We start from the raw sequence: 15,372 nt of genomic DNA on the forward strand, positions 1-15,372 counted from the left end.
AGGTACATGTATGAATCCTAAGGTGATGGCGCGTCAGGCCAGATTACTGCGCATGCTGGAGAGCAAGGAAGAGATCCGGATCGGACGCGAGCGCGACTGTCCGCTGCCACTGGCCCAGCTGACCAAACTAAAGGATACTCATCCCGCGGTGGTCAAGGTCTATCGCCACGGTCTTACCGCCGAGGTGTTTCACCTCAAGGTAGAGGGGCATCACTGGTGCCTCAAGCGGCGGCGTCAGGATTCGCTGGTAGCCAACCTCGATGGCAAGACCGCTTTCCTCACCGAGCTGGAACGGCGGCGTGAAATCGAGGCGCTGCGCGAGCTGCATCCCACCATCCTCTCCCATGTGGTCTGCACCAGCTTTGGCTCGGCGCGGGCTGGAGTGCTGGTTTCCCCCTGGTTGCGGGGTGTGCCGGTCCATCAGCTCAACGAGCGCAATCTGGCCCAGATGCTGGAGGTGCAGGGTGAGCTGGCCCGCTGGGGCTGGTTTGACTGGGACCCGAGCCCTGGCAACCTGCTCGATGATGGCGAGCAGATCTGCGTGTTCGACTTTGGCTATATGTGGACCTTCGATCCCCGCTTTGAATACAACTCCAACGGTCTGGTCGATCCGCAGTTCCATGTACCGGAGCGGTTGGAGACCCGCACCCTCTCTGGACTCTGGCTCGATGAGGCCGATCCTCTGCCGCAATTTCGCTACTGGCGTGAACTCTGCCTCAAGTGGGTCAAACGGGAGATCCACCACCTGATCCGCGAAGGGGCCAGCGCGCCCGTGCTGGCCCGCCTGCACGCCCTGCAGGGGGAGTGGAGCGCCGCGCTGGTGAGCGACGAGGCGCTGGTTGCCAACTGGTGGCGGGACATGTATCGCAGCCATCGGCTCGATGTGGCCGATGATCTGAGCGGCCAGAGCTGCGGCCCGCTCACCCTGCGTCGCCTCGACTGGCTGATGCAGGCGGTGACGGATCACTATTCGCTGCTGGTGGACAATCTCTCGCCTCAGGAGACGGAGCTGGGCCAGACCGGGCTGCTGGCCCGCTTGCAGCAGCTGCGCCGGGAAGCCGTCGCCTGTCAGTTGCCAGCCACCAGCCTTGCCTGAGCCAATACCTTTGCGGAGTACAAATGAACAGGGCGCCGTGTTGGCGCCCTGTTGCATGGCCGGAATTGCCTCGGGGTGAGGGTCAGTCCAGCAACTCCTGATGGAGGCGGTTGACGATATTGCCCGCCTCGCTCTCCTTGACCAGGAAGCAGAGGTTGTGGGCGCTGGCGCCGTAGCAGATCATCCGGATGTTGTGCTCGCGCAGGGCGTCAAAGACCTGACTGCCCACCCCGTTCACTTCGCTCATCCGGTTGCCGATGAGCGCCACCAGTGCCAGACCGGTTTCCACCTCCACCTTGCAGAGCTGGCCCAGCTCGGCCAGTACCTTGTCGCTCAGGATCGGTTCGCCGTTACTCTGGCTGCCGGTGTGATCCAGCGTCAATGACACGCTCACTTCCGAGGTGGTGATGAGATCGACCGAGATGCGGTGACGGGCCAGAATGCCGAACACTTCGGCCAGAAAGCCGTAGGCGTGGAACATGTTGAGGCTGTGCAGGGTCACCAGCACCTGCTGGCGGCGCAGGGCGACGGCGCGAAACAGCGGGCTTGAATCTGTGCTGGCGCGGATCCAGGTACCACCGGCGGCAGGATCCTTGGCGGAGCCGACAAACACCGGAATATTCTGGCGCACCGCCGGTTGCAAGGTGGCGGGGTGCAGCACCTTGGCGCCGAAGGTGGCCATCTCGGCCGCTTCGACAAAGCTGATTTCGGGGATCGGGCGGGCGCGGGTGACGAGGCGCGGATCCGTGGTGTAGATGCCGGGCACATCGGTCCAAATCTCGATACTGGCGGCATCGAGCGCTTCGGCCAAGAGGGCTGCGCTGTAGTCAGAGCCGCCGCGCCCCAGCGTGGTGGTGCGGCCATCGCCATCGGCGCCGATAAAGCCCTGGGTGATGATGAGGCTGTCGCCAAGCTGCGGGCCCAGCGTCTGCTGGCAGAGGGTACGGGTGGTGGCCAGATCGACGGTGGCCTTGCCAAAGCGGCTGTCGGTGCGCATCAGCTGGCGCACATCCTGCCAGTGGGCCTTGACGCCGCGCTGGCGCAGCAGCTCGGTAAAGAGGCGGGTAGACATCAGCTCGCCGCAGGCGATGAGGCGATCGGCCAGCTCCGCATCGGTATGCTGGTGGGCTTGCTGGGCCATGAGGCGAATGTCGTCCAGCTGGCCATGAATGAGGGCGCTCACATCAACAGGGTTGCCGAGATCGGTCAGAATGGCCTGCTGGATCCCGGCCAGTTTGGCCAGTTGCTCGTCGCGGCCCGCTTCGTCCAGCTCCCCTTGTGCCAGGGCGACCAGCAGGTTGGTGACACCGGCGCTGGCACTCAGTACCACCACCCGGGTGGCGGGATTGGCCAGCACGATATCGGCGCAGTGGTTCATGGCCGGGAAGTTGGCGACACTGGTTCCGCCAAACTTGGCGACATTGATCGGGCTCATTGCTTACTCCTGTCTTATTTTAAGATTCCGGTTCCATCGGGCAAAAAAGAGAGGAGGAGGCTGAAAATGGCAGGAATGAACGAAGCTATCCCGGCCAGAAGCACTCCACCTGCAGAGCCCATCCCGTACCGCCCCTGACAGGGCGCGGTGGGGGATGATCACTACCGATGACAACCCGGGGGATTCAGCCCCCGCAGCCGACGTTGAGGTTACCAGTCTCCTCACTCGTCTCGGCGCTGCTCCCCCTGACCCAAGTTCACCGGACTCTGGCGTCCTCCCTTGGGCTGCCTGGGCAGCGCTCCTCTTCTGGCTCCACCAGGGTGGTGGAGTGCATTTAGAAATACCCTGCGTTGGATTGCACTGTCAATCGAGTTTGTGAAAAAGTTCAAATTGTCGGCTAACTCAAAGCAGAATCAATAACTTAGGCAATGGTCTTTGACAAAACCTTGGAACGACGCTGCCAATTGTAGAGACGCTGACGCGCCACCGGCAGATCTTCCACTTCCAGCGGATCAAAGCCCCGCTCCCGGAACCAGTGGATGGAGCGGGTGGTGAGCACGAACAGGCGGCGAATGCCGAGCCGCTTGGCCCGCTCGGCCACCTTGGCCACCAGCTGATCCCCCCGGTTGGAGTTGCGATAGTCGGGGTGGATGGCGACGCAGGCCATCTCCGCCATCGCCTCTTCCATAAAGCAGTAGAGGGCCGCGCAGCCGATGATCAGGCCATCGCGTTCTATGATGGTGAACTTGTCGATCTCCATCTCCAGCTGCTCGCGCGAGCGGCGTACCAGAATCCCTTCCTCCTCCAGCGGGCGAATAAGATCCAGAATGCCACCGATATCTTCGATGGTGGCGGCGCGGGCCTGCTCGGCACTTTCCCGCACTATCTGGGTGCCGAGGCCGTCGCGGCTGAACAGCTCCTGCAGCATGGCGCCATCATCCTGATAGCTCACCAGATGGGAGCGGGGCACGCCGCCACGGCAGGAGGCGATCGCTGCGCGCAGATAGCGGGCGGTGCCGGACATCTCTTCTCCCGCCTGCTCCAGCTCAATCAGCAGCTCTTCGGCCTGCTCGGGGAAGAGCTCTGAGATGGCTTCGCCGCGCCTGTCCATTACCCCCTGGGTGCTGCTAAAGCAGATGAGCTTGTCCGCCTTGAGGTCGACCGCCACCCGGCGGGCCACCTCTTCGGAGCTCAGGTTAAAGCTCTCGCCGGTGACCGAGCAGCCGATGGGGGAGATGAGCACCAGACTCTTCTGATCGAGCTGGCGGGTGATCCCCTCCACGTCGATGCGGCGCACCCGGCCGCTATGGCAAAAGTCGATGCCATCATCCACCCCCAGCGGCTGGGCGGTGACGAAGTTGCCGCTCACCACGCTGATCCGCGCCCCCTGCATGGGGGTGTTGGCGAGCCCCATGGAGAGCTGGGCTGTGATGTCGTATTGCAGGCCGCCACACACCTGTTTGATGATGGTGAAACTCTCGTCATCGGTGACCCGGATCCGCTTGTGATACTGGGCCTCGATACCGGCGCGGGCCAGCGCTTCATCGTTTTGCGGACGTGAACCAAACACCAGTACCAGGCGTATGCCCAGTGTCTGCAGCAGGGCGATATCGCTGACGATATTGGCGAAGTTGGGGTGGCAGATGGCTTCTCCCCCCATCATCAGCACAAAGGTGGCACCCCGATGCACATTGACATAGGGGGTGGATTGCCGGAAGGCATTGACCAGACTGGGTTCGCGTTCACGCACTTGATATTTCTTCCATAAAAAAACAGCAATTTGCTCAATATATGAAAATTAATTCACAAATCAAGACTAAATATTGGTTTTGGCTGTTTCTGGTCTACGAGGGGCGGCTTGGCAGTGCGGATCGGGAAAGGGTGACGGACGGTGCAGATGGCCGCCGGGGCGAGCGGGGAGGGGCCCGCCGGTTGATCCGGCGCGATAAACTGCTATCTTCGATGCTCCTTTTCGTCAGCTGTGTGATTTCACAGGGTTTTATACAAGGACAGAATTCATGGAACAGATTATTTCACCGGCAGATGCCCTGCCGGGACGACGCGAAGCGATGGTGATTGGTCAGCAGCATGCGGTGAATGGCAACCCGACCAAGGGGCCCTGGCCCGAGAACATGGAGATCGCCTGGTTTGGCATGGGTTGCTTCTGGGGCGTCGAGCGCCTGTTCTGGCAGCAGCCGGGCGTCTACTCCACCGCGGCAGGTTATCAGGGCGGCGTGACCCAGAATCCCACCTACAAAGAGGTGTGCAGCGGGCTGACCGGCCATGCCGAGACGGTGCAGGTGGTGTTTGATCCGGCGGTGATCAGCTATGGCGATCTGCTCAGACTATTCTGGGAGCAGCACGATCCGGCGCAGGGGATGCGTCAGGGGGGGGACATTGGCACCCAGTATCGCTCGGTGATCTTCTATGGCGACGAGAGCCAGCAGATCATTGCCCAGCAGAGCATGGTGGCCTACCAGCAGGCGATGGCGGCAAGCGGCGACAGCCGTGTCATTACTACCCGCATTTTGCCGCTGGCGCCCTTCTACTACGCCGAGGATTACCATCAGCAATATCTGGAGAAAAATCCGGATGGCTACTGCGGACTGGGTGGCATTGGAGTCTGTTTGCCGCCCAGCCTGAACCGCTGAACAGGTTTGTAGTCGATTTCTTAATAAAAGTGAAAATAAATGGTCGGAGGAGGGAACTTATTGCGACCAGTCGGGACTAACTAGGTAGCGTCCAGGGATCGGATGCAAAGTCCAGACACATTTCTTGCCTTGATAACCGCCTGATGAATGAACGCACTGGCGGGTTGAAAATGATAGCAAGCAGGGCTGCCCACCAAGGCGGCCCTTTTCCTTATCTGCTGCTTTGAAATCTTGCGTTGGGCGGGAGAGCCGGACGGCAGATCAGCCGATGGCGCTGTCGAACAGGTTCTTGATGAGATCGATAAACTCGATGAGGAAGGTTTTCTGTTCCGGGGTCGGGGCGCGCAGCCAGACGGCGGAGAGCACCTCTTCCAGGTCGGCGACCACGGCGTCGGCCTCCTGCATGATGGCAAAACGCACCTTGGGATCTAGCTGGGGGTTTTGCTCGCAAATGGCCATCAGGTTGCTGGCAACACGGCCACTGACCAGATCTTCGATGGTCTCTTCACCATCGTTCTGCTGTTGGGATTCAAACAATCCCAAACTCTCCACCAGATACTCGATCAGCGAGATATAGCCTTCACTTTCTACCACCATGGTTGCTGCCTCAATACAGTAACAATACGAAAATTAAGCGTATTTTAGTGGCTTGCCCTAGCTTGGCAAGCAGCAGTGCATGCGATGGCGAGTAAAACTGACTCCGCCCCGCTCCACGGACTCCAGCCCGGTCAACGTAAAGCCATGTCGTAAAAATAGCTCATAACTGAAGGCGCTGGCCTCGGTGGTGATGAGGGTCATACCGAGCCCTCTGGCCCCCGCGAGCGCCGTGGTGAGCAGCAGATTGCCCAGTCCCTGGCGCTGATGGTCGGCGCTGACATAGAGCAGACTGAGATGGCCATCGGGGCTCAGGGTGACAAAACCGAGGGGCACATTTGCCTGCTCCGCCACCCAGCCGTGGTGCTCGCGCAGCTGGCTGACAAAGCCCGGATGTTGTGAACCGAGGGCCCACTGCTCCACCTGCTCGGCGCTGTAGTGTTCGGGGCCGCAGCGTCGCACCGCCTGCTCAAACAGGGTCACGAGGGCGGGGATATGTGCCTCGCCAAGGGGGACAATACAAAGTGCTGGACTAAGTGCTGGGGTCATAAGGTTGGGCCGTCAGTAGGGGAGAGGGGGCGCGGCGCCTGTGGCCGTTTGGCTTTGGGCAGACCCGCGACAACCCGCTCATAGGAGTGGTGCACCCAGCCCTGCCACAGATCATCTGGCAAGGTGCTGTTCAGGGTCACTGTGTTCCAGTGTTGCTTGTTCATATGCCAGCCCGGTTTGACCTCGGGGTGGATCTCGCGTAGCAGCAACGCCAGCTCGGGCTCGCATTTGAGATTGATGGTGAGCGGCTCGGCCTGCCAATCCACCAGCGCGAACATCTTGCCCGCGATGCGGTAGACCAGGATCTCCGGACCAAACGGGGTATCTTCGGTGGCGCCCGGCAGGGAGAGCAGAAAGTGGCGCAAACGGGTCAAATCCATGGAAAGTTCTCGCGCAAGGGGTGATCCGGGTCATGTCAGGCGCATATCTATCGGCGGGCCTGTTCTGTTAATATGCGCGCAGCCGAGTATACCCCCCATCACCAAGGGAGCCTATTGGATGTTGTATCACAAGACTTTCGAACTGGGTCCCGAGCGGGATTGGGTGGTGTTTGTCCACGGCGCCGGTGGCAGCTCCTCCATCTGGTTCAAGCAGCTGCGCGCCTATCGCGAGCACTTCAACGTACTGCTGCTGGACTTGCGCGGCCACGGCCAGTCCCACCAGCTGCAACAGGTGGTCAAGGGCCACTACAGCTTTCGGGAAGTGACCGAAGATATCGTTCGGCTGCTCGATCATCTCGATATCCGCCGCGCCCACTTTGTCGGCATCTCCCTTGGCACCATCCTTATTCGCCATCTGGCCGAGCTCTGCCCGGAGCGGGTCAAGAGCATGGTACTGGGGGGCGCCATTTTGCGGCTCGATATCCGCTCGCGGGTGCTGGTGCAACTGGGCCGACTCGGCCAGCACTTTCTGCCCTATATGTGGCTCTACCGGCTGTTTGCCTTCATCATCATGCCGCGCCAGCACCATCAGGAGTCGCGCAACCTCTTTGTGCGCGAAGCCCGCAAGCTCTGCCAGAAAGAGTTCAAACGCTGGTTCCGCCTCGCCACCGAGGTTAACCCGCTGATGCGCTATTTCCGCGAACGCTCCCTGCCCATTCCCACTCTTTATGTGATGGGGGAGGAGGATCATATGTTTCTGGCGCCAGTGCGCGAACAGGTGGCCCGCGATGCCAGCTCCTCGCTGGCGGTAATCGAGCAGTGCGGTCATGTCTGCAATGTGGAGCAGCCGGAGCAGTTTAATCGTCGTACGCTGGCATTTATTCAATCGCTGGGGAGCGGACGGAAATAAGGATTCATTACGCTGTGCATTCAGGTCATGCTACAGCGGCATTGCAAGCTGGCCGCGAGCAAAGCGCTGCCAACGTGCAATAGATGCCGCTGTCTTGGCGATCGTATAAGCCGCATACTTTCAAGCTACAAGGGGTGATCTGCCCCCCTGATTCTTTATAATGCCCCCCTTTAAAACCGCCGGACCCCGGTTCGGCGCGCTCTGATGGCTGGCTACGTCATCAGGCAGATTATCAGGATTGAGAAACGGTTATGCATACTCTGGAACAGCTGCGTGCGGGTGAACTGTGCGGTGCCCGCCATCTGAAGCTTTGTGAAAACCTGACGGAGTTCCCCACCGAGATTTTGAGCCTGAAAGAGACGCTGGAGGTGCTGGATTTGACCGGCAACCAGCTAAGCACGCTCCCCGACGAGCTGGCCGAGTTTGGCAAACTGCGCATCATCTTCTGCTCCGAGAACCGCTTTACCGAGCTGCCCGAGGTGCTGGGGCGCTGTCCGGCGCTCACCATGGTGGGTTTTAAGGCCAACCGGATTGCTACCGTCTCGGCCAAGGCGCTGCCCGCCGGTTTGCGCTGGCTGATCCTGACCGATAACGCAATTGAGCAGCTGCCCGATGAGCTGGGCCAGTGCGACGCCCTGCAAAAGCTGATGCTGGCGGGCAACCGCCTGCGCGAGTTGCCCGCCAGCCTTGCCAACTGCCGCAATCTGGAGCTCCTGCGCATCGCCGCCAACCGCATCGAACGTTTCCCCGAGTGGCTGCTCTCACTGCCGCGCCTTTCATGGCTCGCCTACTCCGGCAACCCCTTTAGTGAAGGGGAGGAGGCGCGGGCCATCGATGATGCCCATGTAGAACCCCTTTCCTGGGAGACGCTGGCGCTGGGCGAGTTGCTGGGGCAGGGAGCATCCGGCGTTATCCATCGCGCCACCCTTGTGGGCAATCCTGCTGATGAAGTGACTCAGGCGAGCGACAGAGGTGATGGCTGTCAGGTGGCGGTCAAGCTGTTCAAGGGGGCGGTGACCAGCGACGGGCTGCCCCGCTGCGAGATGGCGGCGTCGCTGGCGGCGGGCACTCATCCCAACCTTATCAAGGTGATAGGCAAGGTGGCGGATCACCCCTCCGGCATTCCGGCGCTGGTAATGGAGCTGATCGATCCGGCCTTTGCCAATCTGGCCGGGCCGCCGAGCCTGGACTCCTGCACCCGGGATGTCTATCCCGAGGGGCTGCACCTGAGTGTGCCGGATGCGCTGGCGATGGCCCACGGCATCGCCTCGGTGGCGGGCCATCTGCACCGCGCGGGCATCATGCACGGGGATCTCTACGGTCACAATATCCTGTTTGCCCGCGGGCCTGACGCCCCGGCTCGCGCCCTGCTGGGGGATTTTGGTGCGGCCTCCTTATATGACCGCAGCAACCGCGAGTGGGCCGTGGGCCTTGAGCGGTTGGAAGTGCGCGCCTTTGGTTGTCTGCTTGAAGAGCTGTTAGCCCATTGCGATACGCAAGACTCATCGCTTGATGGGTTGCATCAGCTCAAAGCGGCCTGCCTCTCGGAACTCCCCGCCGAGCGCCCCGATTTTGCTTATATCGAGCGTCAGCTGGCGGCTGCTCGCGCCACGCTGTCGTGATCTTTCTGGCGTTGGCAGGCACGAGTTGGCCTGCCAACGTCATTCCTTTTATTCCTTCATCGCCATACACCCATGACGTTTTTGTATGGGTTGTTATGCTTCTGCCCGTCATAAACGCACTCAATAGCGCTCATTGCGACTGTGAGGCGCACGGAAAGGTGACGTCCCGCCATTCGCCCGATAACACGCAGAGGCTGCGCGGCAAAAAGGGGAGGGCAGAGGGTTGCGCGGTGCCGGTTAAGTTGTGATATTGAGGCATCTTTAGTACAGAAGGGTAATAACGATGGAAGCTGCGTTTTGGCATCAGCGTTGGGAAGAGAACCGAATTGGCTTTCATCAGGCGGACTTCAACCACTGGCTGCAATCCTGGTGGTCAGCTCAGCAAGCGGACGAGCCGGTGCTGGTTCCCCTGTGTGGCAAGTCTCGCGATATGCTCTGGCTGAGCGCTCAGGGCCATCCGGTCGACGGTTTCGAGCTATCGAGCCTTGCCGTCAGCCAGTTCTTCAGTGAAAACCAGCTCGCCGCGACCGTGAGCGAAGTGGGCCCTTATCAGTGCCATCAGGTGGACAGCCTGCGCATTTTTCAGGGAGATTTTTTCGCTGCCCCCAGTCTGGGTCGCCGTTACCGGCTGGTCTATGACCGCGCGGCGCTGATCGCCCTGCCGACCGCGATGCGCCGCCAGTATGCTGCCCTGATCAGTTCGCTGGTCGAGACCGGTGGCCAGATCCTGCTGGTAACCCTCGAATATCAGCCGGAGCAGCAGAGTCAGCCCCCCTTCTCGGTGGGTGAGATGGAGGTGCGGGCCCTGTTTGAGCGCGATTTTCGTATCGAGGTGCTGGGGCGCGCTGCCGAGGTGGATCACCCGCGGGTGTTGTCGGGCCAGCTCTCCTACTTCGATGAGGTGGCCTACCGGCTGGTTCGCCGGGGTTAACGGGCAGCTAACGGGCGGCCAAAGAGTGATCTGCGCCGACAAATCATCGGGCTACGCGCTCTTCGCTACCTCCTTTGACGTAGATCAACGTGATTGGCGGGGGGAGTGCCTAATATGAGGCTGTTTCTCAATCACTGTTGGCATTGCAAAGCGAGTGTCGGGTCTTTCCCGCTTGCTGATCAGCAACTCAGTGTCTGATTTTCACGCTCATGTTCACTTTTGGCGGCTTTGGTCGCAATTGTTATGGTTTTTCCAGCCGACCCTGATGGGTCGGCTTTTTATTGCCTGCGATTTGCCGTGGGAAGGAAAAACGGGGGATGTCGAGGCCTGATCAGGCTTCGAAGGTGGCGGCATTGAGCCGAAATGCCCGTGGATCGTCGATAAACTGGCCGGTGATCCGCTCGTCATGTTCGTGCCCCTGACCATAGCTGCAGAGGATCAGCCGATCGGAGGTGCGCGAACGCAGTTGGGTGATAAAGCGCACCAGATCGGCGCGGCTCAACTTGCCCACCTCGTCGCAGACCCGCTCCCGCTGATCGAACCCCAGATCCTTGTTGCCGATGCTGACCCACAGCCGCTGGCCGCGACTGCGCAGGTTGGCATCCCGCTCGCTCAGCTGGGCTTGCAGCCCCGCCTTGCTCTCCTGCCACTGCTGTTCGGTAAATTCGAGCATGGCGAGCGGGAAGAGGTCGATAAACTCCTCCACCGCATCGAGCAGGATCTGCGGCCCCGCCACCGGCGACTGGATATAGAAGATCAGCCCCGGGTGGCGATTGAGGGGCAGGTTGCCGGCACCCACCACATACCCCAGTTGTTGGCGGGTGCGCAGCTCGTGGAAGAAAGTAGAGGACATGATGTGGTTCGCCAGAGTGAAGCAGGCGAGATCCCGCGCTCGGGTGGTGCGGGATTGGTAGTAGACCAGGAGCGCCGAGTCTTCGTGATCGCAACCCTGCTCGCGAATAAGGGTGCCCCTGTCCTGAATGGAGATGAGCGGACGACGGGTCTCGCCGCTCGGCTTGCTGCTGGTGCCATTGATATCGCTCAGGTGGCGCTCCATCAGGGCGGCCAGCTCCAGTGCTTCGGCGGCAGTCCAGTCGCCATGCACCAGCGCTTCGACATGCACCTCGCCAAACAGCTGGGCCACGAAGCCGGGCATCTCTTCCAGCTCGACGGTGCGCAGGTGACGCAGCAACTGCTCGAACGGCGGGTTGTTGGGTTGCAACAGGCTGGTGAGCTGGTTAAAGAGCTGGGAGATGGGGCGCGCCTTGGACTGGTTGTCCCAGTTGCGAATGAGCTGCTCCTTGATCTCGGCGAAGCGACCCGGATCCGGATACCCCAGGGTGCGGTTGCCGAGGATCATGTCGAGCAACAGCGGCTGCTTGTCGGCAAAGCCGCTCAGGTTGATGGTAAAGCCCCCCTGATGGGCATAGATCTGGTAACCCAGCCCCGCCAGCTCCGCAGGATAGGTGAGGGCGTTGAGGTGGTCGGCCAACAGCTCCACGGCGAGGCGCGCCATGGCGATATTGCGCGGATTTTTTACCGCATGTTCGCTGTCGATGGAGATGTAGAGATTGCCCTTGGGCACGCTGAACAGGTGCTCATGGAGGTGCCAGAGGCGAAAACCGGGGCGATCGATAAGACAGGCGGGCATGTCGGCGGCAAGCTCGGGCGTACGCGGATCGAGCCTACTGCTGATAAAGGGGTTGGGCTTGGGTAGCGCCAGCGCCGGATCCGGCTCGCTCTGCTGCCAGCGAATTTTCTCGGCCTCGGTAATGGTCGTCACGCTGTAGGGGGTCTGATACCAGCGGGCCAGCCGATCGGTCGCCACTTCCGGCGCAGTGATGGTGATACGCAGGTTGTGCGGGGTGAGCTTGGCGAGGAAGCGGCGGATCAGCCCCTCGTCATATTCGCGCATCATGTAGTCGCCGTAGAGCAGATCCTCAGGCTGGTAGCTAAAGAGGTTGAGCACCAACCCCGACACCGTATCGAGGGGGCGGCCGCGCTCCTGAAAACGGAATGCCGATTCGAGCACGGTCCGTTTTTCGTCATAGCGCCAGCTCTGCAGCCCTTCGCGGCCAATCAGTTTCAGATAGCCAAACAGGGCGGCGAGGATGTCGTCCACATGTTCAAGGCCGAGCGGGGTGAGGCCGAAGTTGACGCCAAAATCCTTGAAGTTGGCGCCGCTGATGCCACCGCCCGCCGAGAGCTGGTTGACCCAGCCTTTCGCTTTAAGCAGGGAGAGCAGGCTGCCATCCCCCTCATAACCGATCAGATGGCTCAGGAAGGTGAGGGGCTTTTTGTCGTAGAACTCGTCCACATTGGGCAAGGGGAAGCTGAGCGACAGCTTGCGGGTCTCCTTGACCGGATTGATGTGGATGCGCACGCCGAGATCATCGAGCCGGTAAAGCGGCATGGTGAGCGTCGGGGTTCCCAAATTGCGATTCAAAATGGGAGCAAAGTAGCGACAGCACCACTGCAACTGGGTATCGATGGATTCCGGCGAGATCATCACCAACGCCATGCGATCCGCGCTGTAGTGGCTTTCGTAAAAACGAATAAGATCGGAGCGCAGATCCCGTCCCGGCAGATCGGCCAGGGTATCGAGGTTGCCCACCGAGAACTTGGAGAAGGGGTGCGCCGGGTTGACCGTCTCTTTATGCACCTGATAGCTGCGGCGCATGTCGTCCTGCAGTTTGAGGCGATACTCGGAGTCGACCGCGTTGCGCTCCTTGTCCACCCACTCCGGATCAAAGGTGGGGCAGATAAAGAACTGGGAGAAGCGATCCAGCCCCGCTTCGAAGAAGCCGTTGTCGATCTCGAAGAAGAAGTTGGTGAATTCGGTGCCAGTCCAGGCGTTGTTGCTGCCGCCATGACGGCTCATAAATTGCTGGTACTCACCAGGCTTGGGGTAGGTGCAGGTGCCGAGAAACAGCATGTGCTCCAGAAAATGTGCCATTCCCTGCCGGTCGGCGGGATCGTCAAAATGGCCGGTATTGACCGCCAGAGAAGCGGCGGATTTGTCGGTGTCGGGATCACAAATCAACAAGACCCTGAGCCGGTTGGCCAGCTCCAGAAAATGGTATTGCCGATGGTCATTGGGACTGGCATATGGGCTCATTGGTGTGTGACTCACGTTGGATTTATTTGAATTTAAACATGATTATCGACCCCGCTATCCCGTCAGGCAAACCCTTTTCTGAGAGGTAGCGCAATTGTTTCCACACCCGTGGCGGGGTAAGATCCCCCGGCTATCAAAACAGGCCCGTTGGGCGAGGTTGTAATGAAGATCTATATCATGCGTCATGGCCAGGCTGGCATGAATGCGAAAACAGATGAACAGCGTCCATTGACCGAGCAGGGTATTGAAGAGTCTATCCAGATGGCCCGCTGGCTGGCGCCTCAGCTGATTGGCCCGCTGGATCGGGTGATCCACAGCAACTATCTGCGGGCACGCCAGACCTGGCAAGCCATATGCAGTGAATTGCCTGACGCAGCAGCCGTTGAAGAGAGTGGCGACATTACCCCTTACGGTGATCCCGCTTTCGTGGCCAGCTACCTTACCACTTTGGCTGAACAACATGACCAGATCCTGATGGTCAGCCATCTGCCGCTGGTGGGTTATCTGGTGCAAAGCCTCTGTCCGGCCGCAGGAGCACCCATGTTTGCCACCTCGGGGATCGCCTGTATCGAGTGGCACGATGGCAAAGGAGCCTTGCTCTGGCTCGAAGGGCCGCATACAATAGGCTAAAAGTTAATAAAAAGTTATAGATTGAATTTTTTGGGAAGAGATGGGCGAGTTTTCCGGATTTTTATAAATATTTTACGGAATTAATTCGCAGAAGCTGCTGTCATACGGATACAACTGCAAGAGGTTGCAAACGATGAGAGTGTTCAAGAAGTACCTGCCACTGATGGTGGCAAAGCATGTCAAAACCTTCTTTAAAGGTCGGATTTACATTCATGGTCGGGGGCGGTTTGATTTCCAATCCGGTTTGTTGCTGATGCCGAATCCGGCGGATATTCCCCATCGCCAGACAGTCACCGAGGTCAACGAGCTGATCTCCAGACTGCACATGGATGCCGCGTGATGCGCTTCTGAACCTGTTTCTGCACTGATATGCCCGCACTTTTGCGGGCATATTTGTTTCTGGCGACTGGCGTTCACTATGTGGCTGTTCAGGCCCACACCTTTGTTTATCTTCCATCGCCCCCTATACTGGCCCGCTGTTGTCTCTTCGGTCTGGATCCTCTCATGCCCTTTGCCTTTCTGTTTCCTTTCTCCTGCATTGCCATCTGGGCTGGCAATGGCATCGTCAGCAAACTGGCGGTTGGTGTGTTGTCCCCGGCAGCCTTGGCCTGGTCGCGCTGGGTGGTGGCTGCGCTGGTATTAAGCCCGTTTCTGGCCCGTCGAGTATGGCGTGCGCGTGCCCGCATTCGTGCCGGCCTTTGGCAGATCGCCATGCTGGCCTCGCTGGGCATGGTGCTTAATCAGACCTTTGGGTACTACGCCGCACAGACCATGGGGGCCACCGAGATGGGATTGATGATGGGGCTGACGCCACTGTTGACCGTGTTACTCAGCATCTGGCTGCTGCGTGAGCGGCCCACCTGGGGCGCCGTGCTGGGGGCGCTGCTCTCCATCTTTGGCTTGTCTATCTTGCTGGGGCAGGGGGATCCGACCCGACTGTTTACCCAGGGTATTCATATCGGCTCTGTCTACATGCTGCTCTCGGCGGGCACTTATGCCCTTTATAGCGTGCTGCTCAAGAAGTGGGATTTGGGGCTCGACAACTGGTCGCTGCTCTACGGTCAGGTGCTCTGCAGTGTGCTGATCCTGACCCCCTTCTTTCTGCTGGTGGATGGTCAGCTGCCAGAGGGGCGTGCGATCTGGCTGATCTTCTATGCGGGGATCCCCGCGTCGGCCCTCTGTCCCTGGCTCTGGATGCAGGGGATCACCCTGCTTGGTGCCAATCGTACCGCCATCTTTATGAATCTGCTGCCAGTGATGACGGCTGGCCTTGCCATCACCCTGCTGGGAGAGCGGCTGACCAGCTATCACCTGATCGGGGGCGGTCTGACTCTGCTGGGGGTTTTGCTGGCTCAGTTGCTGGTGCGTCCGGTGGTGATGGGTCGTCGCCGGGAGGTGTTGGCTCCTTGTCCCGAAGAGTAATCTTGCGTGAAAGCGTAGATGGGCCCAATGGCCC

The 15,372-nt window shown here is 59.9% G+C and carries 14 protein-coding genes and 1 riboswitch; of the genes, 8 read left to right on the plus strand and 6 right to left on the minus strand.

The features are described from left to right. Positions 1 to 10: 10 nt before the first annotated feature. Complete coding sequence (locus G5182_RS00620; RefSeq protein WP_227340701.1) at positions 11 to 1,096, plus strand: hypothetical protein; 1,086 nt, start codon at positions 11 to 13, stop codon at positions 1,094 to 1,096. Positions 1,097 to 1,178: 82 nt separating this feature from the next. Here the strand turns inward: G5182_RS00620 and lysC are convergent, their stop codons facing one another. After that, a complete protein-coding gene (gene lysC, locus G5182_RS00625; protein WP_227340700.1) occupies positions 1,179 to 2,531 on the minus strand; it encodes a lysine-sensitive aspartokinase 3 in 1,353 nt (450 codons plus the stop codon). 90 nt (positions 2,532 to 2,621) lie between these two features. Continuing rightward, positions 2,622 to 2,845, minus strand: a riboswitch (Lysine riboswitch). Between the two features lie 107 nt (positions 2,846 to 2,952). Next, positions 2,953 to 4,281: an amino-acid N-acetyltransferase gene (argA, locus tag G5182_RS00630; protein ID WP_216953805.1), complete on the minus strand. Its 1,329-nt coding sequence runs from the start codon at positions 4,279 to 4,281 to the stop codon at positions 2,953 to 2,955. A 268-nt stretch (positions 4,282 to 4,549) separates the two neighbouring features. On the opposite strand from argA, the gene msrA reads away from it, so the two are divergent. Then, positions 4,550 to 5,182: a peptide-methionine (S)-S-oxide reductase MsrA gene (gene msrA / locus G5182_RS00635; protein WP_227340699.1), complete on the plus strand. Its 633-nt coding sequence runs from the start codon at positions 4,550 to 4,552 to the stop codon at positions 5,180 to 5,182. A 261-nt stretch (positions 5,183 to 5,443) separates the two neighbouring features. On the opposite strand, the gene G5182_RS00640 is transcribed toward msrA, so the two are convergent. The 3 genes from G5182_RS00640 to G5182_RS00650 are packed head-to-tail and all read right to left on the minus strand — an operon-like array spanning position 5,444 to position 6,705. Continuing rightward, positions 5,444 to 5,779 carry a DUF3802 family protein gene (locus G5182_RS00640; protein ID WP_005333735.1) on the minus strand — a complete coding sequence of 112 codons (336 nt, stop codon included), beginning with the start codon at positions 5,777 to 5,779 and terminating at the stop codon, positions 5,444 to 5,446. A gap of 57 nt (positions 5,780 to 5,836) precedes the next feature. Continuing rightward, positions 5,837 to 6,325, minus strand: coding sequence for a GNAT family N-acetyltransferase (locus G5182_RS00645; RefSeq protein ID WP_227340698.1), 489 nt, complete (start codon positions 6,323 to 6,325; stop codon positions 5,837 to 5,839). After that, positions 6,322 to 6,705, minus strand: coding sequence for an MmcQ/YjbR family DNA-binding protein (locus tag G5182_RS00650; protein ID WP_100645628.1), 384 nt, complete (start codon positions 6,703 to 6,705; stop codon positions 6,322 to 6,324). The genes G5182_RS00645 and G5182_RS00650 overlap by 4 nt, the downstream gene beginning before the upstream one ends. Positions 6,706 to 6,823: 118 nt before the next feature. On the opposite strand from G5182_RS00650, the gene G5182_RS00655 reads away from it, so the two are divergent. The 3 genes from G5182_RS00655 (at position 6,824) to G5182_RS00665 (ending at position 10,168) form a co-directional block, all read left to right on the plus strand. Beyond that, complete coding sequence (locus tag G5182_RS00655) at positions 6,824 to 7,615, plus strand: alpha/beta fold hydrolase (RefSeq protein WP_040066426.1); 792 nt, start codon at positions 6,824 to 6,826, stop codon at positions 7,613 to 7,615. A 251-nt stretch (positions 7,616 to 7,866) separates the two neighbouring features. Then, on the plus strand, positions 7,867 to 9,237 hold the full coding sequence (locus tag G5182_RS00660; RefSeq protein WP_421254072.1) for a leucine-rich repeat-containing protein kinase family protein: 1,371 nt from the start codon (positions 7,867 to 7,869) through the stop codon (positions 9,235 to 9,237). Between the two features lie 283 nt (positions 9,238 to 9,520). Then, the gene (locus tag G5182_RS00665) at positions 9,521 to 10,168 is read left to right on the plus strand and encodes a thiopurine S-methyltransferase (RefSeq protein ID WP_005337003.1); all 648 of its coding nucleotides are present in this window, start codon (positions 9,521 to 9,523) and stop codon (positions 10,166 to 10,168) included. Between the two features lie 331 nt (positions 10,169 to 10,499). Here G5182_RS00665 and G5182_RS00670 read toward each other — a convergent pair whose 3' ends face one another. Continuing rightward, complete coding sequence (locus tag G5182_RS00670; protein ID WP_266133915.1) at positions 10,500 to 13,286, minus strand: insulinase family protein; 2,787 nt, start codon at positions 13,284 to 13,286, stop codon at positions 10,500 to 10,502. A 162-nt stretch (positions 13,287 to 13,448) separates the two neighbouring features. On the opposite strand from G5182_RS00670, the gene sixA reads away from it, so the two are divergent. The 3 genes from sixA (at position 13,449) to G5182_RS00685 (ending at position 15,338) form a co-directional block, all read left to right on the plus strand. Next, positions 13,449 to 13,916, plus strand: a complete 468-nt coding sequence (gene sixA / locus G5182_RS00675) for a phosphohistidine phosphatase SixA (protein WP_021230584.1) — start codon at positions 13,449 to 13,451, stop codon at positions 13,914 to 13,916. A gap of 133 nt (positions 13,917 to 14,049) precedes the next feature. After that, positions 14,050 to 14,256, plus strand: a complete 207-nt coding sequence (locus G5182_RS00680) for a DUF1107 domain-containing protein (protein ID WP_005336998.1) — start codon at positions 14,050 to 14,052, stop codon at positions 14,254 to 14,256. 164 nt (positions 14,257 to 14,420) lie between these two features. Continuing rightward, positions 14,421 to 15,338, plus strand: a complete 918-nt coding sequence (locus G5182_RS00685; RefSeq protein WP_266133916.1) for a DMT family transporter — start codon at positions 14,421 to 14,423, stop codon at positions 15,336 to 15,338. Positions 15,339 to 15,372: the final 34 nt, after the last annotated feature.

Origin of the sequence: Aeromonas sp. 600948 (assembly GCF_049174875.1) — a bacterium.
GTDB lineage: Bacteria > Pseudomonadota > Gammaproteobacteria > Enterobacterales > Aeromonadaceae > Aeromonas > Aeromonas veronii_A.